The following is a 22,629-nucleotide window of genomic DNA, read 5'->3' as shown; positions in this document are numbered from 1 at the left end:
CGGACCGCCGTCGATGCCCTCTCTGAGGACTGATTTTAGCTGGTTTGCCGGGTCTTGGCGGTCTGTGAAAGTCGGGGTGGTCGAATGTGAAAATCCATCCACCGGGCTCATTGAACGGCGCAGATGATGGTGGGTTCCTGGGACATGCTCCTGTCGGCCCGCACCAGGGTGACACTGATGCAGGTCTGGCCCCCCTGCGGACTGTCGATGCGGGCGGTCGGCTGTCGGGTCTGCACGCTGCGGCCACGGTCTCCGGCGCCGCCCTGGTCCAGGGGATGCCAAACATAGGTGTCTCCTGGTTTGGGATCGGGATTGGCCCAGGTGAAAACAGCCGTGGTGCCCTGGTAGTGGCCTTGACCCTGGGTGGGCGAGGGAACCGGCCCCTCCTGCAGATCCTGGGGGTCACTCGAATCCGTCGGGTCCGGGGACTGAGCCTGTCGGGATTGGGCCTGGGAGGAACCTGTAGTAGTCGGCCGTGAACCACGCTCGGATCTGTTTGGCAGGCCGACAACCAGGGCCCAGACCAGTACCAGGGCCAGGATGACAGCGAGGATCAGTCCCAAAAGGACCACACGGCAGCGGCCGCCCAAAAACCGCTTGGCCTGGCTGCCTTCATAGTCGGCGAACGCATCCCTGTCTGGGCGCAGACGTGGTTGGGAGCTGGCCCGTGCACCAGCCCAGGGGTGGCCGGATTCCTTATTCTCTGGTCGCTTTCCCCCTCGGCCTGCAATGGGTCGGCCAGCAATGTCTCCTGTCCGGGAGTGTGAACGTACATCCTCCGTGGGGTAGGGGCCGATTCCCTCGCCGATGAAGGGCGTTGCATGGCCGTAGAGTTCTTGTTGGACCTCCTGGAGGGCCCGCCCGAACTCCAGCGCCGAGTAATAGCGGTCGTCTCGGTCATGGGCCATGGCCTTCTCCAGGACGGCGGCCAGCGTGGGGGAGGCCTCGCCCATGTGCAGAACCGGGGTTTCCGCTGTCAGGATCAGCCGGGTCAGGTCATCCTCATCCCGGGCCCGGTAAGCGTATTCGTAGGGGGAGCGGCCGGCCAGCATGCCGAAGAGCGAGGCTCCCAGGGAGTAGATGTCGCTTGCCTCCGACCCTCCCGAGCGGTTCGCCAGGACCTCCGGGGCCGCCCAGGGTATGGAAAGTCCGCCGGCCCGTTCGCTTCCATAGATGCCCGAGGAGATGCCGAAGTCGGCCAGGACGGGCAGACCCTGGTCTGTGATCAGAAAGTTGCTGGGTTTGACGTCCCGGTGCAGGATTCCGCGCTCATGGGCGCAGCAGAGTGCCGAGGCCATGCGCACACCCAGGTCCAGCACGCCTTCCTGGTCCATGCCCCCGTGAAGCATGATGGTCTTGCAGCTGCCGCCCGGAGCGTATTCGAGCACCAGGCAATCCCGTCCGTCATCGCTGACCAGCGCCTGGTAGATGCTCAGGATGCAGGGGTGGGTGGAGAGCTTGGCCAGGGTCTTGGCCTCCCGCAGAAAGATCTGATGGGTCTGCTGGTCCATGCTGCCTTGGAGGGCCACCTTGACCGCTACGGGTCGGTTGAGCCCTTCCTGCTCGTACAGGTAGACGGCGGCGGTGCCTCCCAGATCCAAGGGGCGCATAAGCCGCAGCCCGGGCAGCGTTGGCGCCTGGTCCATGGATGGGACCGCACCCGGGTGCCGGGCCTGGGAACCATTCTGCTGCAAGGGACATCACCTCCCAAGGACTGCCTGACAACTGCTATCCACGATAACAGCACGCCGCTCCCGATCGGTCATCCTTTCAACCGCCCAAGGACGGTCCCGGACCAGCGGCTTCCGAGGCCTGCGGATGGACCATGCCGGACCCTATTCTTGTAGCTATGAGCAAGCAGCCACCGGTGGATCCGCAAGAGGCCATGGAACCGGTCCGCGCCCTTATCGGCGATCGGCTCCGGAACGGGGAGGGTCGGCCCACCCGTGCCCTGGTGGTGGCTGGTCCTCCCCGCAGCGGCAAGACCAGGCTGGCTACCCGGGCCCTGCTGGCCGGCACGGAACGGTTCGGCGACGGTGCCAGCATGGCCGTATCAGGTAGGACCGCAGCCGACCAGGTCAGCCGCCAGGTCATTCTTGAGCGGGGCAGGTCCGACCGTACCCGGCCTGTGGGCACCCTGCAGGCCCTGGCCTTCCGTCTGCTGACACGGTCCCGGTTGGCCCAGGGAGGCCGCGATCCGCTTCTGCCCAGGCTGCTCAACGGCGCCGAGGAGGATGCCCTGCTCAGGCAGGTCATGACCGTCCACCTGGAGCACGTCCAGGCCGGGGACGACTGCGCGGTCTGCCGACTCCTGGAACGCTACTTTCGCAACGGGGCGGGCTGGTCCTCCGTCCTGGTCGGCGACGGACAGGGACGGGTCGTAGGGGTCGCCGACAGGTTCATCGCCCAGCTACGGGACATGTTCGCCCGCATGACGGAATTGGGCCTGGACAGGGGGGACCGGGACCAGCTTCTGGACACCCTGGCCATACAGCCCATGGACCCCGACCGCCGCGATCGGCTAGGCCTGCAGTGGCGGCTGGCCTTCGCCTTGGAGGACGAATACCGCCAGAGCATCACCGAGAGCTACCCGGATGAATTCCGTCTGGACCCCTCCAAGCTCATGGTCGAAGCCTCCCGCAGCCTGGATGGACTGGCTGATGACGACCTGCCCGACCTGTTGGTCGTGGACGATTGGCAGGACGTCACCCTGGCCGGGATGGGCCTGCTGCAGGGGTTGAACCGGGCCGGTTGCCGACTTCTTCTGGTGGGCAATCCCGACCAGTCGGTCCAGTCCTTCCGTGGCTCCTATCCGGAATTTCTGGCCACTCGTCTGACGACCCTGGCCAAGCCTGTGCCAGGTGACGCCGCCCCCCTTCTGGCCCAGGACTTCGCCTGCCTGGGCGCCGCCACCCTGACCCTGAAACCCCGGAGGATGGTGGTTCCGAAAGCAGTCGAAGAACATACCGAAGGCCGCCAGGGTTCAGATTCGGCGGCTCCGGGTTCCTACGCCGACCTGGTGGCTGCCAGGGTCAGCCTGGGCATCGCCGGGGTTGAGGAGGACGATACCCCCCTGCCTGCCAGACCCGGCAAGCTGCCCGCCTGGCCCGGCGCCGGACCGGTGGCGCCTCTGACCGACGGCGACAGTCTTATCCGCGACGGCAGCGTGCAGACCAGGCTCTTCCGTACCCCCGACCAGGAGGATGACGACCTGGTCTGGCAGATCAAGCATGAGTTCCTGGCCCAGAAACGTGACTGGAACGACATGGCCGTCATCGCCCACGACAACATGACCCTGCGCACGCTGGGCCGCAAACTGCGTGTGCAGGGCGTGCCGGTGCGCTTTTCCTCAGTGACCCGTCCGCTCAGCCAGGAGCCAGCCATCCAGGGTCTCTTTGCCCTGGTCGAGCTGGCCCAGTCGGTACTGGACCCTGGAACTGCCGGAAGCGACCCGGACGATCCTGCCCAGGTGGCCGCCTGGATCCGTTCGCGCCTGCGCACCCTGATGGCCGGCCCCCTCTTCCGGGTCCCCGCCACCGCCGCTCGTGCAGAGCGTCCCGTCAGGATGGAGCGCCTGGAGTCCATCATGGAGACCATGGCCGCATTGGCCCCCCTGTCCGGCCGGCAGGGAAGCGAGGCGGACTCGTCGGGCACCTTGGACGATCTGCCGCTCCTTGGACAGGCCTGGCGGACCTGGGTGGAGGATCTGGCCGAGCGGCGGGCTCAGCGGGACCGTTCATCCGGCATCAGTGTCGACGATTCCCTGTTGGCCAGGCATGATTCCGTCGAGCCAGGGGCAGCGTCCGGTCCCTTCTCCACTGCCCCGGCCCCCGACCAGCCGGTGGATCTGGGCGACCGGGATGACCAACGGCCAGCCATTCTTTCCGTTCAGGCCCTGGAGACCCTGCTGGTTCTGGACCCGGATGACCGATCCTCGGGAATCATCCTGGAGGCCATGACCGCCATCGCCGGAGGTCGCCGGGAGGATCCCGACGTACAGGTTCTGGACAAGGCCCTGCAGGTTCTGCGTCTGACGGCCACCCGCATCAGCGCCCTGGAGGACCGTCAGCCCCAATACGTGCTCTGGGAGGCCTGGCGGAGTCTGGACCTGGCCGATGACTGGCAGCGGAGGGCCCTGATGGCCACCCAGGAGGGGGAGGAGGCCAACGACCGCCTGGACGCGCTCATGCGGCTCTTCCAGTACGCGGCTGACTCCCGTCGTTTTCCCACGGTCGAGGCCTTCATGGACCAGGTGCGCACCATGCAGATCGAGGCCGACTCCCTGGCGCGGATCGGGCCCATTGAGCACGCCGTCACGCTGACCACACCCGCCGGCGCTGCTGCCCTGGCCGCCGACTGGCCCCTGGTCTGGCTGCCCGCCGTCCAGGACGGGGTCTGGCCCAACCTGATTCCCCGCGACACCATGTTCGGAGCCGAGGAGCTGGCCGACCTGGTCCTGCACAATCGCATCGGCGACCCCCTGGCGGACACGCTCAGCCACGATCCGGCCCTGCGCTCCATCCTCTACGCCGAGAAGAAGGGCTTTCTGGAGGCGCTGACCCGGGCCCGGACCCAGGTGCGCATCAGCGCGGTCTGGAACGATGACCTGGTTCCATCGGACTTCCTCTACGGTTACCTGCCCGAACGCTATCCACGCACTGCGGATATGAGTCAGGCCGAGTTCAGCATGGTCGGTGCTGGCTCAGGCGGCAGTGAGCGCTATGGGGGGCTGGAGGTGTCTCCCAGGGGCCTGACTGCGGCCGCCCGATCCATCCTGGCTGTCCAGGCGTTGCTTCCGGAGGACCGGATTGACCGTGACCGGGTGGACGATGCCGTACAAACCCTGCGGCTGCTGGTCGACCAGGGTCAGGATTCGGCCGATCCACGGCATTGGCCCTTCCTCTACGACCAGTCGACATTGGATCAGCATGCCCCAGACGGACAGTCCACGGTCGGGTCGGCCCCGGACCGGCATGCTTCAGATGAGCAGGTTTCGGATGAAGGGGCCCCGGTTGAGCAGGCTGCCGGGTCAAGGGCTGTGGCCGCCGCCGCAGGTGTCGCATCGGTTGTTGAAAAGGACCGTGCCTCCCGTTCCGCACCTGCTTCCTCCAATCAAAACACCCAGGCGGGTCCAAGCCATGACCGTGACCAGCGTCATGAGCACCGCCACGAACACGGGTCCGACCGCCAGGTGGTTCTCCTCTCACCCTCGGCGGTCGATGCCATCTGGAACTGCCCCCTGGAGTGGGCCCTGGGCGATCAGTTCTCCGGCCCCTCCCCATCCAGGGTGCCCACGGAGTTCGGCTCCCTGATTCACAAGGTGGCCAGCGAGGGTACGGCCCAGGGCTTGGACCGTCCCGGCCATGGCGACCCGGACACCCGCCAGCAGCAGGTGCGGGATGCACTCCTGGACATCTACCAGGATCTGGCTCCCCAGGAACAGCGCCTGCGGGACCCCGACGAGCTCTATGACCAGCGCGGCCGCAGCAGCCGGGTGGAGTCCATCCTGGACAACCTGGCCTCTTATTTCGTGCGCTCCCCGGATTCCGAATACGGCCTGGAGGGCAGGAATCCGGTCCCGGTCGGCGATCTGCTGGGGGTGCAGAGCGAGCGCTCCTTCGACGTCAGCCTGTCCGTGGAGGACCTGGTTCCACTTTGGAAGGCCACTTTCCCCGATAGGCCTCTGGATGCCGATGGGCTCTTCGCCCTGATGTCCGGCCTGGTCGACGGCTTCCCTTCAGCCCTGGGTGCCAGGACCACAGTCAGGCTGACCGGCCGCATTGACCGTCTGGAGGTTAGGTCCCTGCCCGAGGGCATCCGTCTGCGGCTGGTGGACTACAAGACCGGCAGAGTCCCCTATACCCAGGGGCAGCTCTTCAACGACCTGCAGCTGGTCTGCTATCAGCTGGGACTGGCCTTCCCACCCACTCCTGGCAGCAGCCCGGAGGTGGGGGCGGCCTGGAGCCTGCCCCAGGCCCCCGATCTGGAAAGGACCGAGGGGATGAAGCTGAGCCAGTCCCTGCTCCTGCAGCTGCAGACGCCGCCCAAGGATGCGCAAACAGGGCTGCGCCGGGAGGAGATGGCCTACCAGCCTCCACTGTTCGAGCGCGACAGGCTGGTCACCATCGCTCAGCCCAGAACCGGCATGCCCTCTCCGCTCAAGTCCAAGGCCGAGCCTGCGGACCTGTCCGAACAGGTTCCGCCCGGGGTGGATGCGGACCTGTGGGCCATGGTCCGGGCCGCCCGGGTCTCCTCCCAGGCTGTATGGGGGCTGACCATGATAGCCAGGGTCTTCTTCGCTGCCGGGGTCAAGCTGACGGCGGGCCGGGATGACGCGGTCTTCGACCCGGCCCGCTGCCATCGGGCCGGCAATGGCCAGGAATGTCAGGCATGGCAACTGGTGGCGCCCAGTCTACTGGAGGATCAGGAATGAAGCAGACTGCCGAACAATCCGCCATCGTCTATGCGGATGTCAACGAGGATCTTCTGGTGGTGGCCGGGGCCGGCTCGGGCAAGACCATGACCATGACCAGCCGGATCATCGCGCTGATCCGTCGGGGAGTGCCCTCCGAGCAGATTCTGGGGTTGACCTTCACCCGTAAGGCCGCCTCCGAGCTCCAGTCCAGGGTGGGGGCGGCGGTCATCCGACGCGACCAGGGCAGAGGAGCCTCGGGCGTGGACCCTGAGCGCAACTTCCTCAAGCCGACCGTGTCCACCTATGATGCCTTCTTCCAGTCCATCGTGCGCCAGTACGGCCTGCTGGTGGGCATGGACCAGGATACCCGTCCCCTGAGCTCGGCGGGGGCCTACCAGCTGGCCTCCCAGGTGGTCGCCGACCATCTGGATCTGATCTTTCCCGCCGGTGCCACGGCGCAGGATGGCGAATCCGACGACCTGGGCTCCGCGACCTTCTCGACCACCGTCAACCGGGTCCTGGGGCTGACCGGGGCGGTGACCACCTCCATGATCAGCAGCGACTGCCCAGATTTCGACCAGGCCGTGGAGCGGATCCGCGCCTGGGACCGCGCCTTTGTGGATCGTGCGGACCAGCTCATCGGCGACCAGCCCGTGCCGGCCGCCGAGCCCACAGTCAGCACCTCGCCGCCCAAGCGAAGCAAGAAGGAGACCGACGAGCACTACCAGGGCAAAATCAAGGACTTCCGAGACAAGCGGCGGAGCATTCGCCTCTACCGGGTGGATACCATGCGACGGGCGGTTCTGACGCGTGAGAAGCTGCTAACCCTGGTCCAGGACTACCAGCGGGCCAAGCGTCAGGCCAACATGGCCGAGTTCGGCGACTTCACCCTGGCCGCCTTCCAGCTGGTCGAGCGTTTCCCCTCCATCAGCGCCCAGCTGAGGCGCCGCTACAGCCACGTTTTTCTGGATGAATACCAGGATACTTCCACCACCCAGGCCCTGCTTCTGGCGGCCATCTTCCACCCGCAGAATCGGCAGGAGGATCAGGGGAGTGCGGACCAGGCTCCCGGCAGGTCGGCCGTGACCGCCGTGGGCGATCCCTTCCAGTCCATCTATGCTTGGCGCGGGGCCAGTCCCGGGGCCTTCCGCACCTTCCAGGCCCAGTTCGGCATGTTGGCCGACCGACCCGACTCCGGCAGCGGGCCTTTGTCTGGCGTGACAGCCTTTGGGCGCTCGCAGGACCAGGACCCGCTGACCCTGTCGCGCACCTTCCGCAACTCCAGCTGGGTGCTCAAGGCCGCCAACCAGCTGACCGTCCCCCTACGCCACCGGGGACAGGAGAGCCGATCGGAGGCGGAACTGCGCGAGGTGGACGTGGCCAGGCTCCGTCCCCGTGAGGACGCTGACCCGGGTACCGTGGGCCTCTTGGGCTACAGCACCGGTGGCCAGGAGATTGATGGCGTGGTCAGGTTCGCCCTCAGAGCCCGCGAGCTCTATGGCAACCAAGGTGACGCGCCGCACGTGGCTGTCCTCTTCCGCTCCAAGGCCGCCCTGCCCAGGTACCGCCAGGCCATGGAGGCTGCGGGACTGAGCTGCCAGGTCGTCGGGTACTCCTCCCTCTTTGACCGGCCCGAGGTCATGGATCTCAGGGCCCTGCTCTCCCTGATCTGCGACCACACCGACAGCGATTCCCTGATGCGCCTGCTGGCCTCGGCCCGGTTCGGCATGGACGCGGCCGACCTGAGCGCTCTGGCCTCCCTGGCCGCCAAGGTCAACGAGGACAGCCAGTATCGGGCCCTGGTCCGTGCCGGCCTGGTCGAGTCCGACCTCAATCCGCGCCGTCGTCGCGAGGATCTGCACCGTTACCGTGACCAGGTCCCCAACGACGTCTTCCTGGTGGACCTGTTGCTGCGCGATGACCTGCCGGACCTCTTGAAGAGCTCCGGGCTTTCCGCCAGGGGACGGGTCCTGGCCGCCGAGGCCGCCCGGGTCATCTGCCAGGTCCAGGCCGAGTCCTCGGCCCCCCTGCGTCAGGTGGTCATCGCCGCCATCCGTGCCCTGGACCTGGACGTGGACCTGGTGCTGGCCCGCTCCCTGGCCAATCCTGAACGTTCTCTGGAGCCCAGTCAGGCCAAGGCCGGCATTCAGGCCCTGCTGGACCAGGTGGATGTCTACCTGTCCGAGCTGCCCCAAGGCCTGGGGCCCAGCCTGCGCGGATTCGTCTCTTGGCTGTCCTCGCTGGACCAGAGCCCCGAAATGCCCACTGACGGGGACGACCGACAGGCCGATGTGGCCCTGATGACCGTTCACCAGGCCAAGGGTCTGGAATGGGATGCCGTGGCGGTGGTCGGGCTCAAGCGTGGAGCCTTTCCCAGCAGCCAGGGCGACCGGCTCACGGTCAAGCCCGCCTTGGACCAGCCGGTGGTCCAATCCCCGGACGGCCCGCTCTACCAGTACAACTGCACGGCCCGTACCTGGCTGGTCGATCCCCAGGCCGTGCCGGTGCCGGTCCGGGCTGATGCCATGATCCTGCCCCGCTTTCCCCACGACGCCCCCCTGGGAGCCGACCCAGAGGATCTGCTGGGTCGGCTGGATCTGACAAGCCTGGAGGAGGAGGCCATGGGTCTGTCTCGGGAGAGCGGGATGGACGACCAGGCCCGCCCGGTCCGGGCTGATGCCATCGCCCCCTCTCAGCGCGAACAGTACGGCCGTCGGCTGCTGGACGACGAGCGACGGCTGATCTACGTGGCGGCGACAAGGGCCCGGCATGACCTGCTGCTGACCTTCAGCCAGGATTCCCAGGCGGAGGCTGCCGCCCTGAACACGCCGGCTCCGGACCCGGATAAGGCCTCCAACTTCTGGACCGAGCTGGTGGAGCTCTTCCAGGAAGAGCCCGATGCGGTCAAGCTGGAGCAGGCAGAGGATGCCCAGGAGGGCCAGCCAACGCCGCCCTTGGGGCTCTTTGTCGGTGAGCATGCCCAGTCCTACCGCCAGGCTATCGTCGACCGCGCCCTGGAAGAGGTGGACCAGATCGCCGCCCGCGACGGTCAGCGGGATCAGGCGCTATGGCCCCCTGTCCTGAATGCGCGCACACGCGGAGCTTTGAATCGCTCGGCCGCCTGGGTGCGCGCTGGAAAACCGGGCAACCCCGCAATGCCTGAGGAGGGCGATGACGGGCTTTACGCCAATGCGGTCCGCGTCCTGCAGGTCAGCACCGGCCGCCTGGGGGTTGCCGACGACCAGCTGCTTACGGACCTGGATCTGCTGCGGCGCACCGGCCGTCGGATTCTGGGGCATGGGGCTAGCAGCGTCACCGCCATCCAGGCCGGTTCGGCAGGGGGCGATCCCAAGATGGAGAGGGACTACTGGCAGGGGCTGGTCAGGCCCATACCACAGGTGGCCTCCCCGCAGGCCGAGGCAGGCACCCGCTTCCACGACTGGGCCAGGCGCTTCATCCTGCCCGAAATCTCCGCCCCCCAAGGACTGGTGGACCTGCCCGATCAGGCGGAGACAGCGAACCTGCTCGATGGCCCACTGGGTCCCGGGGCCATGGCTGAGCGGGCCCGCATGCTGACCGGGCTTGACCAGGAGCGGGAGACCCTGGATCCCAAGGCCGATCCCGTTCAGGCCCGTCTGCTGACCTGGGAGCGGCGGCTGGCTGAGTCCGACTGGGCCCAACGCACCCCCGTCTGGGTGGAACGGCCCATCGTGGCGGTGCTGGCCGGCTCCATCGTCAAGGGCAAGCTGGATGCGGTCTTTGCCGGCGGACTGGACCCTGATCGCCCGGATCTGCGCTACACCATCGTGGACTGGAAGACCGGAGCACGACCGCACGGAGAGGAGTCAACCAACCGCCGTCTGGTCCAGTTGGACTTCTACCGGCTGCTCCTGTCACGCTTGGAGGGTATCGGCCTGTCGACCATCGACGCCTGCCTTTATTATGTAAGCGAAGACCGGCCCCAGGATCGACTCATCCGGGCCCGTGCCAGGACCGAAGAAGAAATTCTCGCAACCCTGGCCGAGGGCATACCCGAGCAGTCGGACGAGGACTGAGTCTGCGGCAGACCCCGCCAGACAAGGGCGATGGGTGTCGCGCATCAGCAATCATGAACAGCAGGCGATCGGCGGACGGCCAAGGGCCGTCGTGGGGCCGGGCACGCCCGAATGGAGCAATGAGACAGATGACTACGTCCAGTAATCACGACCAGCCCTCCCGGCGGAAGGGGAGCGTGGCAATAAGACCTATGGTCTGGGCGGATATGCCCGACCTGGTGGGGACCTTCGACGCCACTTGGAAGGTGCAGGAGGATCCCGAGGGGACCGTGTCCCGGCTGAGCGCCGCGCATTTCATCCTGCACTACCTGGTGGGTGCCACCAGGGCCCGGATAGCCGTCGATGGGCAGGACTTCTTGGGGGTGACCCTGCTGGCCGAGGGGCGTGGCGAACTGTGCTTCCCCCAGGCCCAAGAGGAGCTGGAGCAGGTGGACCAGCAGCTGTCTGCCACGACCTTGGGCGCCCGGACTCTGGACCGGGCCCGCCAGTGGCAGCTGACCGAGGTCAAGCTGGAGGAGAAGTGCGGTCTGACGGTCCCGCCCCAGGCTGAGCTGAGGCTCTTCCTGGTCTCCAGCCGTGCCCGGGGACGCGGCGTTGGCGGCACCCTGTGGCGGGACAACCTGGAGCATCTGGATCAGGCGGGCATCGAGCGCTTCTACCTGCATACGGACTCCTCCTGCGATGTGGGCTTCTACGACCACAAGGGCATGGAGCGGCTGGCCGAGCTCAGGGGGAGGGATCATGCGGCTTTCGCCGGGCGCGACCCCTCTGACGATCCGCAGTTCTTCGAGGGGATCGACGACATCTTCATCTATGCCGGCCGTGTGAGCGACCAGCTGGGCAAGGACGGTGATCATGGCGGCCGCTAAATCCCCCTTCCTGCGCCTGTTCACCTACCCGGGCGCCGCCGGCTTCTGCCTGTCGGCCGTCCTGGCCCGCCTGCCCCTGGGCATGATGGGTCTGGGCATCGTGCTGGCCTTGAACCACATCTATGACAACTGGACCTCGGCCGGTCTGATGAGTGCCGTCTACACGCTCTGCGCGGCCCTGGTCACCCCCTTCTACGCCCGCCTGTTCGACCGGTTCGGCCAACGTCGGATCGGGGTGACCGCCCTGATCGTGCAGGCTCTGGCCATCCTGGGATTTGCCGTGGGCGCCATGCGCCGGGTTCCCCTGGGTGTGCTCTTTGTGCTGGCGGCTCTGATGGGCCTGACCCAGTTCGCCTTCGGAGCCCTGGTGCGCACCCGCTGGGCCTGGGTGCTGCGCGACGACAAGACCAACCTGCTCAACACCGCCTACGCCCTGGAGTCGGGGCTGGACGAGTGCGTTTTCATCCTGGGCCCCATCCTCTCCGCCTACCTGGCCACCTCGGTCAGCCCGGTCTCCCAACTCTACCTGCCTGCCCTGGCCCTGCTGATCGGCGGACTGACCTTCTTCGCCATGCGTTCGACCGAGCCTCCGGCCGTCGTTCGCATGGAATCCGTCAGCCAGTCTGCGGCGGATCATTCCCCGGTGGACGCCCACGGGGATGTCCTGCCGAGTGATGCTGACAGCCACCAGGGCTCCCGCTCGGCTCTGGTCTACCCGGGCATCCTCCTGTTGGTCGTGATTTTCGTCGTCTTCAACATGAGCTTTTCGGCGGTGGACGTCTCGGTGACCGCCCTGACCAAGTCCATGGGCCGCGAGGGTGCTGTGGGCCTGCAGCTGGCCCTGTTCGCCCTGGGCTCCCTCTGCGGGGCGCTGATTTTCGGCTCGGTCAAGCTCAAAGGATCCCGCTGGCGCTATCTGGCGACCTTCCTGGTGCTGCTGACCCTGGGCTACGTGGTCTTCCGCCTGGTCATGGACAACCTGGTCCTGCTGGGTCTGGCCGAGGTGCTGACCGGCCTGTGTGTCTCGCCCATCTTCGCCACCGGCAACCTGATCGTGCGCGAGAACGTGGATGCCCGGGCCCTGACCGAGGGGCTCTCCTGGCTGTCCACCGGCGGATCCATCGGCACCTCACTGGGATCCACCCTGGCCGGTGTCGCCCTGGATCAGTTCGGGCCCCACGGCGGCATGAGCATCCCGGCTGTGGTCACCTGCTGCGCTGTCCCTCTGGCTTTGCTGGGCTGGGCCAGGAGCCGCAGGAGGGGTATGGTCGTGGAAAAGACCGAAAATGCACAGTGAAATGAATTAGGCAAGAAGGAGGCAGCCGATGATCCGCGTATCGGTGCTGGGCGCAGGCGGACGCATGGGAACCGAGGTGGTGCGTGCTCTGAAGGGCGCGCAGGATATGCATACGGCCCTGCTGCTGGGTCCGGATGACGATCCGTCTGCCATCAATCCGAGCAATACGGATGTGGCGGTCGACTTCACCAGCCCTGATGCCGTCCTGGGCAACACCCTGACCCTGATAGGGCAAGGGGTCCACTCCGTAATCGGTACCACCGGGTGGACCAAGGAGCGCCTGGACCAGGTCAGGCAGGCCTTGGACGAGCATCCCGGACTCAGCGTCTTCATCGCTCCCAACTTTGCCATCTCAGCAGTGCTGGCCGACCGGTTCGCAGCCATGGCAGCCCGCTACTTCGAGTCGGCCGAGGTGGTCGAGCTGCACCATCCCGACAAGGTCGACGCCCCCTCCGGCACTGCTCTGGGAACCGCTTCCGCAATCGCCGAAGCCCGTCGCCAGGCTGGCATGGGTCCCATGCCCGACGCGACCCAACAACCTGATCCCTCCAGGGGCCGGGTGGTTGACGGTGTCCACGTCCATGCCGTCCGGCTGCGGGGACTCAACGCGCACGAGGAGATCCTCATGGGCAATCCCGGCGAGCAGCTGACCATCCGTGCAGACAGCTTCGAGCGTGTCTCCTTCATGCCCGGAGTTCTCCTGGCAGTCCGCCGTGCTGGAAGCATTCCCGGACTGACCGTGGGCCTGGACCACTACCTGTTCTGATATCCGCAAGAGCGTCCCCATCTGCAAGGGCTTTTGGGTGACCCGACGCAACAAGGTGTTTATTTGGTTTGCCGCTTTTCGATGATGCTGGGTAAACCGAATGGCATCCTGCCGGTTTCGAAGTGGGCGGAGGGAGCCAAATCCTTGACGGCGGCTTCACCCAAGCGTATGGGCATGCCCCTGCTGTGGATGGAGGGATTCGGGCGCGGAGTGTGGTCATCTGCAAAAGCTGCCGGTCTGTATACATATGCGAAGTTCGACAACGAGATGTTGAAATTCGTTTCCCGCGATTCGGGAAAATCCTCTGTACGGGACCGTTACCCGCGGAATCCGTTCCGTGGCCAAAGACGATGTAAATGCCTTGAAGTGTCAGGACTATAATCAGAATCAAGGCGGTGTCGGGTGGAAGACGTCGGTGTCTGAAGGCCGTGGTTATTTGAAACTTTCCTCGCCTATAGCCGGGTCTTTGGGTCCCGTGCTAGCGAAGGTGTAGGGCGAAGGGTGAGTGGTGGTGATGTCAGAGCCGAGCGGCGGGGGTGCTGATGCCGGTGAGGTATCGGATGACGTTATCGATTGGATTGATAAGGTTGATAAGTTTGCCCTGTCGTGGTTCTTGTCGAGCATGCTCGAGAGAGTCCCGCATGCGCGGCTTGGCGCCGTTGAGTTCTCCCTGGGAGGGGTCCTGTGGAAGACGGTGCTGTATGGGCTGGCCTATGTGGCCGGGTTCGCCTGCGGCTGGTACTACCTGTTTGACCAGGACCAGGATTGGGTGCGCACCTGGATAGTTTGCCTTCTTTTGCTTGCTTTCTTTGTCGGATTTGCTGTTCGGAACCTGTTGGGGCGGTATGAGTATGGAAAGGAGCGTCCGGGGCCTTGGTTTGTGGTCTTGTCTTTCTTGTTCGTTCCGGTGATCGGCGTCGTACTCGGGGCTGCCAGTTCTACCTCGGGTGGCGTGTTCCGGTGGGTTCCGGTGTCGGTGACTGTGTTGGTGGTTGTTGGGGTGTCGGTGTTTCCGGTGGTGATGCGGCTGGTGCGCAACAGGTTCGCGTCGTGGGCGGTGATGGTGGTGTTGTGTGTGGTGCCGTCCTGGATGCTGGTCAAGCCGACGGGGTCGGCTGGTGCGTCCTTGTTCTGGTGCTGCCTGGTGGGTGTCGTGGGCGCCTTATGGTTTGTGCTGGACATGTTGGGGATTGAGAAGTGCGCGAGCATGCATCGTGATGCGGCCTTCGAGTGGCTGGCGGCATGGGCGCTGGCGTTCGATCTGACCCTGACGATCGCCTCCATTATTGGAAGCTCCAATTCTTATATGGGAGTCTACAAAGATGACGATGATACCGGCCGGTGATGCCGGACGGCGGGCTGCGCCATGGGTGTGCTTGCGTCGATGTCGATATCGGATGTCCGTCACGACGGACCGTCGGGACGGGTTTATGAAGAAAGGAAAGGTGAGGATTATGGCCAGTGCCTTGTTCTCGAAGAGGCCGCGTCGCGTGGATGTGATGAAGGGGTACGAGCCCATGTATGATGCGACCTTGCAGGAGTGCCTGCAACGGCCCTTCTACCTGTATGCTAGGGGAAAGGGGCGTTCCTGCCGCAAGGAGATGTGGGTTTTCTCCCTGTTCGTCTCGTTCATGGACACCTGCCTGACCCGCGTGTTCTCTTCTGGTCCCTTGGTCGTCATACCGGCGCTGTTCTCCCTGGCGATGCTGGTGCCTATGTATGCCCTGACGGTGCGGCGTCTGCATGATCTGGCCCTGTCGGGGTGGCTGGCGCTCGTCCTCTACGTGCTGATTGTGGTGGGCTTTGGTCTGGTTGTCGGTTCGATGGTGTCGGATACCTTGGAGGGGCTGGATCCGTCCGCCCCTTCGCCTGTGGGAATCGTCATCCTCCTTCTGGCCGTGGTCATTCGGCTGGTCATCATGTGCGTTCCCTCGCGTCGTCGTCATCCAGTTGTCGATAACGGAAGCCTCGGTGCGAGTCAGACTGGCACGGCGCAGTACCCAGTGGACCCGAACGGACGGTGATTCCCCTGCAGTAGCGGAAAGAGTGAAAGATGGGTGGTGGTGATGTCTGAGCCGAGCGGCGGGGGTGTTGGTGTCGGCGGGGTGTCGGATGGCGCTGGGGATCGGGTTGATGCGTTTGTCCTGTCGTCGGTGATGTCGCGTGTGGTCGGGAGCGTCCCGCATGCGCGGCCTGGCGCCCGTGAGTTCTCCCTGGGCGGGGTTCTGTGGAAGACGGTGCTGTACGCGTTGACCTATGTGGCCGCGTTCGCCTGCGGCTGGTTCCTCCTGTTTGACCAGGACCAGGATTGGGTGCGCACCTGGATAGGCCAAGGGTTGCTGCTTGCTGTGCTTTCCGGACTTGCTGTGGTTGTCCTGTTGGGGCGGTATGAGGATGGGAAGGGGCGTCCTGGGCCTTGGTTTGTGGTGTTGTCGCTTCCGTTCGCTCCGGGGTTCGGTGTCATATCGGGTTCAGGCGCCCGCTATTCTGGTGGCGTGTTCCGGTGGATTCTCGTGTCGGTGGCTGTGCTGGTGGTTGTCGGGGTGTCGGTGTTTCCGTTGGTGATGCGGCTGGTGCGTAACGGGTTCTTGTCGTGGGCGGCGATGGTGGTGTTGTGTGTGGTGCCGTCCTGGATGCTGGCCAAGACAACAGGGTCTGCTGGCGTGTCTTTGTTCTGGTGCTGCTTGGTGGGCGTCGTCGGCGCCTTGTGGTTCGTGTTGGACATGTGGGCGATCGGGAAGTGTGCGAGCACGCATCGTGACGCGGCTTTCGAGTGGCTGGCGGCCTGGGCCCTGGTGTTCGACCTGATCGTGCTGATCGCCTCCCTTCTGGGAGCCTCTAAAAATGACGACGATGCCAGCCGATGATGCCGGATGCCCAGGCCGGGCTGGACCCGTCCGTTTTCTCCGTGGTCAAAGACGATGTCGATGCCTTGAAGCGGCAAGTCTATAATCAGGATAAAGGCGGTGTCAGTGGAAGACGCTGGTGTCTGAGGGCCTTGGTTATTCGAAGCCTTTCTCGTCGTCGGCCGGGTCTTGGGGGTCCGTGCTTGCGCAGGAGTAGGACGAACTCCGACGATGTGAGATGGAAAGAGACCAATATGAACGGCACTGATACAAGACCGGAATCAACGGTCTGGTGGGCGAAGTGGCGGATTCGCGGCTTTGAGCAGGAGGGTGGTGTGTGATGGCTGTTGGTGTTTCCGGTTCCTTGCGGCTTCCTGCGGGGGGGTCCTGGCTGGAGAGCGCGTCTTCGGTCATGTCGCGGGTGGCGGGTTGCGCGCGTCATGCGCCCGTGGGGGAGCGTGCCTTTTCGCGTGCCGGCGTGGTGCGCAAGCTGGCGGTGTACGGGGCGGCCTTCCTGGCGGGGTTTGTGCCTGGCTGGGCGTTCCTGTACGACCAGGAGGAGCTGTGGGTACGGTACCGTTTTGTGGAGTTCGGCTTGGCGGGCCTGCTCTCGGTTTTTACGATGTGGTGGTTTTTGGACCGGTTTGAGAGCCGTGGGGGGCGTCCGGGGTTCTGGTGCCTTGCGCTGACGATGCCGACGATGCCCTGCTGGGGGGTGGTGTTCGGTGCGATGACCGGCGCGAATCCGGGGGTGATGCGCTGGGTGCTGGTGTCGGTGGCCGTGCTGGTGGTGGCCGGGGTGACCTGGCTGCGGTTCGTGTCGGATCTGGTGCGTGGCCGTGTGGCGGCGTGGGCGGCTTCGGCTGCGTCGTGTGTGGTGCCGTCGTGGATGCTGTGCCTGTTGTCCGGGGGCTCCCCCCTGTCGTGCCTGCCCTGGTGCGTGGCGGTGGGCGCAACGGGAGCTTTGTGGTTTCTGCAGGACCTGTGGGCGATCGACTATTGCGCGGGCGATGATCGCGACGCCTCCTTCGAGTGGATGGCGGCCTGGGCGCTGATCTTCGACCTGATGACCCTGGTGGCCGCCCTGTATCGCGGCGGCACCGCCGTGCAGGACCAACAATGAGCTTGCCCCGGGATGCTGCTCTCTGCTTATAGGCACGGATCGAACGCACATCGTGGGATGCGGCAGGGTGACCGGGCTGGCTCTGCCATCTGGCTTATGCTACTGGGGACCGTCTCTTTCCCCTCTTGTTGATTGGGCAGGGATTGAGGAGGTTCGGCACACGTTGCTTGTCTAAGACTGACAGTGGGGGAAGGGTGTCGTGAGGGTGATGAGTCCCCGTCTGCAAGTAGCGTTGAAGTATGTCTGAGCTCCAAACCCATCTGTTGGACAAGGCCCCATTCGGGCGGGTCGTGCCGGCCATGGTCACCCCCATGAACCATGACGGATCCGTGGATTACGAGGCTGCCGCCAATCTGGCCCGGACCCTGGTGGCTGATGGGGCCGACGGCATACTGGTCAACGGCACCACCGGCGAATCTCCGGCCACCCACATGGAAGAAAAAGTCGATTTGGTACGAGCAGTAAAGGATTCGGTGGACGTGCCGGTCATCTCGGGTGCGGGCTCCAATGACACGGCCCATACGGTCCGCATGGCCGAGATGACCCAGGAAGCCGGGGCAGATGCGCTCCTGGTGGTCATGCCTTACTACTCCAGACCCTCCCAGGATGGGGTTGTAGCGCATTTCAGGTCCGTCTGCCGGTCTGTGGATCGTCCCATCGTGCTCTACGATGTACCTGGCCGCACAGGGTTGCACGTGACTGTGGATACCTACCGTCGTCTTGCCGAATTGCCGCATGTCGAGGCAGTCAAGGATGCCACTGGTGACCTGGCCGCAGTTCCCATCAAGCGTAAGGAGACGGGGCTGACCTGGTACTCCGGCGATGACGGGCTGTACCTGCCCTTCCTGGCTTTGGGTGCCGTCGGCGTCATATCGGTCATGGCCCATGTGGCCAGCGGTCCTATGCAGGACCTGGCGACTCGGTTCGATCAAGGCGACCTGAAAGGGGCGCGGAGGTTGTCGACCGTCTTGGCGCCGCTGGTCCAGGCTCTGAACGGCCAAGGGCAGCAGGCGGTAATGGCCAAGGCCGCTTTGAAGGTGGCCGGCGTCTTGGACAGCACGACGATGAGGCTCCCTAATCTTGGGCCTGGCAAGGACCAGCTGATCCAAGCCGAGAAAGGCATGAAGGCCGCAGGGCTGATGCGTTCCTGACAAGCAACCAAGCGTCGCCCCTGTATCAGACGGGGGTACAGATAATGGAAACACAAGTGAGAATGGCAAGAAAACAAGAAGAATCAAACACGACCGGCAAGAGCAGAAATCGTCGGTCCTCCTCGAAGAACGGTAAGCAGGGGTCGGGCAGGTCCCGGGGTGAATCCCGCAGCCGCCGTAACGGCGCCATTGCCCGCGGCAAGGGCACCCAGACCGAGCAGCGTCTGGTGGCGCCTCCCAAGTACCGTAAGGGCTCCATGCGTATCGTCCCGCTTGGTGGCTTGGGGGAGATCGGCCGGAACATGAATGTGATCGAGTACAACGGCCACATTCTGCTTATTGACTGCGGGGTGCTCTTCCCGGAGGAGGAGCAGCCGGGCGTGGACCTGATTCTGCCCGACTTCAGTTACATCAAGGACAAGCTGGATCAGGTGGATGCCCTGGTGCTGACCCATGGGCATGAGGACCATATCGGCGGCGTGCCCTATCTGCTCAAGCTGCGTCCGGACATTCCCCTGATTGGTTCCAAGCTGACCCTGGGGTTCGTGGATGCCAAGTGTGAGGAGCATCATCTCAAGCCCACCGAGGTTGAGGTCAAGGGCCGCGACAAGCTCAAGGTTGGCCCCTTCAGCCTGGAGTTCGTGGCGGTGACCCACTCCATTCCTGACGCCCTGGCTGTCTCTGTGCGCACCCCCGCGGGTCACATCATCGACACCGGTGACATGAAGATCGATCCCTTGCCTTTGGATCATCGACTGACTGACCTGAGGGAGTTCGCCAAGTTGGGCGAGTCCGGCGTGGACCTGCTCATGGTCGATTCCACCAACGCCGAGGTCCCTGGCTTCGTCAAGCCCGAGATCTCCATCGCCCCCGCCTTGGACAAGGCCTTCGCCGAGGCCCAGCGCAAGATCATCGTGGCCTCCTTCTCCAGCCACGTCCACCGGGTGCAGCAGGTGGTCGACGCAGCCCACAAGTTCGGCCGCAAGGTGGTCTTCGCCGGCCGGTCCATGGTCCGCAACATGTCCATCGCCTCCGACCTGGGCTACCTTCACCTGCCCGAGGACACCGTGGTCGACCTCAAGGACGCCCACAGCATCCCCGACGAGAAGATCGTCTACATGTGCACCGGATCCCAGGGCGAGCCCATGGCGGCTCTGGGCCGCATCGCCGACGGGACCCACCGTGACATCACCATCAATGAGTTCGACACGGTCATCCTGGCCAGCTCACTGATCCCCGGCAACGAGCACGAGGTCTACAAGGTCATCAACAAGCTGGTGCGTCTGGGCGCCAAGGTGGTCAATCGAGACAACGCGGCCATCCACGTCTCCGGCCACTCCGATGAGGGCGAGCTGCTGCATTTCTATAACATCGTGCAGCCCAAGTGCGCCATGCCCATCCACGGCGAGAACCGACATTTGGTGGCCAACGGCCTGATTGCCGTCAAGACCGGCGTGGATCCGCAGAACGTGGTCCTGGCCGAGGACGGCGACGTGGTGGACCTCTACCACGGCCAGGCCGCCGTGGTCGGATCCGTGCCCTGCGGATACGTCTATGTGGACGGCGACTCGGTGGGTCAGCTGACCGACGACGAGCTGGAGCAGCGCCGGATTCTGGGCACCGAGGGCTTTGTCTCCGCCTTCGCCGTGGTCGACACCGAGACCAGCAAGGTCGTTTCCGGCCCCAAGCTCTACCTGAACGCCGTGGCCGAGGACGAGAGCGAGTTCAAGTCCATCAACTCCCAGATAGTCGATCAGCTTGAAGATGCCATGTCCAAGGGGACCACCGGCACCTACCAGCTTCAGCAGATGATGCGCCGCACCCTGGGCGGCTGGATCTCCCGCAAGCTGCACCGCCGGCCCATGATCGTGCCCGTGGTGGCCGACATCGCCACCGACGTGCAGCCGCAGGACTGATCGCCGCTGCCTGCATACTGAATACCGAAGGCTCCGGTCGCCCAGAAGGACGGCAGGAGCCTTCAGTGTTATCAGCAGAAGGGAGCGTTTACATGCTCACGATGATCTTGACGTGGTTTTCCGCGTCCTCACGCAGCGGACGGAAGCCCTTGTCCACGATGTCCTCGACCTTGATCCGGTCGGTGATGAAGGTGGACAGGTCGATGTTCCGGTCATGAATGAGCTTGATGGCGTCGGCATGATCGTTGGCGTATCCCATGGATCCTGACATCAGCTTCTCGCCGAAGCCCATCTCCATGGTCAGGTTCAAGTTGACGGGCTTGACGTGGATGGCCACGACGACCAGGCTGCCCTGTGCCTTGAGTGCCGACAGAAGCTGGTGGACCACTGGTTCCGCGCCGGCCGCGTCGAAAGCCACATCGGCGCCACGGCCATCGGTCTCGGTCCTGACCCGCTCCAGCAGATCCTCCTTGCTGGGGTCGATGACCAGGTCAGCGGCACCGGACTGCAGGGCCTTGTCCTTGCGGGCATGGGAGAGCTCGGACATGATGACCTTGAGCCCCTTGGCCTTGAGCACGGTTCCCAGCAGCAGGCCGACAGGTCCTGCTCCGCCGACCAGGGCGGTCTGCCCGGGTTCGGTATGGATCAGACGCACGGCGTGGTAGGCCACTGAGAAGGGTTCGATCAGGGCTGCCTGATCCAGGGGCAGGTCGCCCACGGGGAAGACGCGCTCGGCGGCCACCACCATGTGCTCGCTCATGCCACCGCCCCAGCCGTTGATGCCGATGAAGCCCAGCTTGGGGCAGTCATTGTAGTTGCCGGCCTTGCAGGCGGGGCATTCTCCGCAGGCCATCTCGGCCTCGACCACCACGGAGTCGCCCACCTTCATATCGGTGTGCACGTCATCGGCGATGGCCTCGATGGTTCCGGAGATCTCATGGCCGAAGACCACCGGCAGGGTCTCCCCGGAAAGAGGGTGCGGGGTGTCTTTGGAGTTGCCGCCGTTTTGCTCGCCGTCAAAGTAGAGGTGAAGGTCGGAACCGCAGATGCCGGTGAAGGCGGGGTGGATCTTGATGGTCCCCGGTTTGAGCTCAGGCTCGGGTATGTCCTCCAGACGTACATCTTCCTTGCCGTAGTACATCAATGCTTTCATATCGTATATCCTCTCTGATATGCGTGTAGGCCCTGCACGGACGAAGTTGAATAACCCAACATGACATCCCTGCGGGCGGGTGACGCTCCCTCATTGGAGACCGCCCGGTTTCCATACTACCGTGGATATGCGGTCACCGTAAGGGGAGTTTCGACCAGGACCTCGCCGCCCTGGTCGAAGTCGAAGTCGCCCAACCAGTGTCCGAACCTGCTGGGTCCCTTGCCGCACCAGACTACGCAGGCGCTGCGGTCGGCCTGTCCGCTCAGCAGTCGATTGGCGGTCCCGGTCACCCGGTCGTTGCCCAGACGATAGTCCAGGAATTTTCCGTCCCCGTAGTGACGGGCCACCCGCTGACGCTGCTTTTGGTCCAGCACCCGCCAGGGGTCGGCGGCGCAGAAGACCCGAGCGGGCATGTCCTGCTCCGCCGCCTGGATCAGGGCCAGGCCTCCGCCTAGACTATGCCCGGTAAAGAGCACCCCACGGTCGGTTCCCGCCCTCCGTCTGGCCAGGTCAAGTGCCTGCTCGGCCAGTATGCCTGCCTGCTGTGTCTGCCCCGGCTCCCCGTTCAGCGGCGGCAGGAAACAGGTCAACGCGGCGTGGATGTCGTGGCGTGGGTCGTCGCGCAGGTTGGTGCCTGCATAGACCACGATCAAATGGGCATAGTCCGGGCCACCCTCCAGATCCGGGGCAGCGATCATCCCCTCGAAGCCGTTTTCGGGGCAGTAGCGGGAACGCAGTACCCAGTAACTGCCCAGGGCCGGATCTTCGAACCGGTGCAGGCCAGGCCTGGTCTTGACATCCCCTCGACCGATCCCGTAGGAGTACTGGCAGAGCATGTTGAGCTGCTGAGTGGTGAACCCGGTCCGGACCTGCATGACGCTCCCTTTCTGCCAGACTCGTGAGGCATGGACCATGAACAACCGCCTGGAGGCCCGACTATTCCCGTCCGGACTGCGCCATCAGAAAAGAGGGTAACCGTCCTCCTGGCCCGTCGGCTGGTGCCCGCATTAGACTTGACATGCCATATCCATACAGGAC

14 protein-coding genes are annotated in these 22,629 nt (G+C 64.7%); 11 read left to right on the top strand and 3 right to left on the bottom strand.

Features of this window, described 5'->3' with window-relative positions:
• Positions 1-107 precede the first annotated feature (107 nt).
• Positions 108-1,694, bottom strand: coding sequence for a serine/threonine protein kinase (locus GKC41_RS04250; protein WP_154313122.1), 1,587 nt, complete (start codon positions 1,692-1,694; stop codon positions 108-110).
• A gap of 155 nt (positions 1,695-1,849) precedes the next feature.
• Between GKC41_RS04250 and GKC41_RS04245 the strand changes: the two genes are divergently transcribed.
• The 11 genes from GKC41_RS04245 to GKC41_RS04195 all read left to right on the top strand — a co-directional run bounded on the left by GKC41_RS04245 (position 1,850) and on the right by GKC41_RS04195 (position 20,438).
• Positions 1,850-6,433 (top strand): PD-(D/E)XK nuclease family protein, encoded by a 4,584-nt coding sequence (locus tag GKC41_RS04245; protein WP_195760159.1) that lies wholly within the window; start codon positions 1,850-1,852, stop codon positions 6,431-6,433.
• Positions 6,430-10,470: an ATP-dependent DNA helicase gene (locus tag GKC41_RS04240; RefSeq protein ID WP_229281620.1), complete on the top strand. Its 4,041-nt coding sequence runs from the start codon at positions 6,430-6,432 to the stop codon at positions 10,468-10,470. Before GKC41_RS04245 ends, GKC41_RS04240 begins: the two co-directional genes overlap by 4 nt.
• A 128-nt stretch (positions 10,471-10,598) precedes the next feature.
• On the top strand, positions 10,599-11,339 hold the full coding sequence (locus tag GKC41_RS04235) for a GNAT family N-acetyltransferase (protein WP_195760158.1): 741 nt from the start codon (positions 10,599-10,601) through the stop codon (positions 11,337-11,339).
• Positions 11,326-12,636 carry an MFS transporter gene (locus GKC41_RS04230; RefSeq protein ID WP_154313118.1) on the top strand — a complete coding sequence of 437 codons (1,311 nt, stop codon included), beginning with the start codon at positions 11,326-11,328 and terminating at the stop codon, positions 12,634-12,636. Before GKC41_RS04235 ends, GKC41_RS04230 begins: the two co-directional genes overlap by 14 nt.
• A 28-nt stretch (positions 12,637-12,664) precedes the next feature.
• Positions 12,665-13,402 (top strand): 4-hydroxy-tetrahydrodipicolinate reductase, encoded by a 738-nt coding sequence (gene dapB / locus GKC41_RS04225; RefSeq protein ID WP_154313117.1) that lies wholly within the window; start codon positions 12,665-12,667, stop codon positions 13,400-13,402.
• A gap of 514 nt (positions 13,403-13,916) precedes the next feature.
• Positions 13,917-14,747: a hypothetical protein gene (locus tag GKC41_RS04220; protein WP_154313116.1), complete on the top strand. Its 831-nt coding sequence runs from the start codon at positions 13,917-13,919 to the stop codon at positions 14,745-14,747.
• 109 nt (positions 14,748-14,856) lie between these two features.
• A complete protein-coding gene (locus tag GKC41_RS04215) occupies positions 14,857-15,426 on the top strand; it encodes a DUF805 domain-containing protein (protein ID WP_195760157.1) in 570 nt (189 codons plus the stop codon).
• Between the two features lie 42 nt (positions 15,427-15,468).
• A complete protein-coding gene (locus GKC41_RS04210) occupies positions 15,469-16,269 on the top strand; it encodes a hypothetical protein (protein WP_154313114.1) in 801 nt (266 codons plus the stop codon).
• Between the two features lie 319 nt (positions 16,270-16,588).
• On the top strand, positions 16,589-17,371 hold the full coding sequence (locus tag GKC41_RS04205) for a hypothetical protein (protein WP_154313113.1): 783 nt from the start codon (positions 16,589-16,591) through the stop codon (positions 17,369-17,371).
• Positions 17,372-17,610: 239 nt separating this feature from the next.
• Positions 17,611-18,522: a 4-hydroxy-tetrahydrodipicolinate synthase gene (gene dapA / locus GKC41_RS04200; protein WP_154313112.1), complete on the top strand. Its 912-nt coding sequence runs from the start codon at positions 17,611-17,613 to the stop codon at positions 18,520-18,522.
• 62 nt (positions 18,523-18,584) lie between these two features.
• Complete coding sequence (locus tag GKC41_RS04195; protein WP_045935108.1) at positions 18,585-20,438, top strand: ribonuclease J; 1,854 nt, start codon at positions 18,585-18,587, stop codon at positions 20,436-20,438.
• Between the two features lie 88 nt (positions 20,439-20,526).
• On the opposite strand, the gene GKC41_RS04190 is transcribed toward GKC41_RS04195, so the two are convergent.
• Together GKC41_RS04190 and GKC41_RS04185 are read right to left on the bottom strand one after the other, a co-directional pair.
• Positions 20,527-21,591 (bottom strand): 2,3-butanediol dehydrogenase, encoded by a 1,065-nt coding sequence (locus tag GKC41_RS04190; protein ID WP_154313111.1) that lies wholly within the window; start codon positions 21,589-21,591, stop codon positions 20,527-20,529.
• Between the two features lie 116 nt (positions 21,592-21,707).
• Entirely contained in the window at positions 21,708-22,466 is a 759-nt protein-coding gene (locus GKC41_RS04185) for a hypothetical protein (RefSeq protein WP_154313110.1), read from the bottom strand.
• Positions 22,467-22,629: the final 163 nt, after the last annotated feature.

Source organism: Bifidobacterium asteroides, assembly GCF_009683175.1.
GTDB classification, from domain to species: Bacteria; Actinomycetota; Actinomycetes; order Actinomycetales; family Bifidobacteriaceae; genus Bombiscardovia; species Bombiscardovia asteroides_H.
The sequence above is the reverse complement of the archived record's forward strand: the minus strand, read 5'-3'. Positions and strand labels throughout refer to the sequence as shown.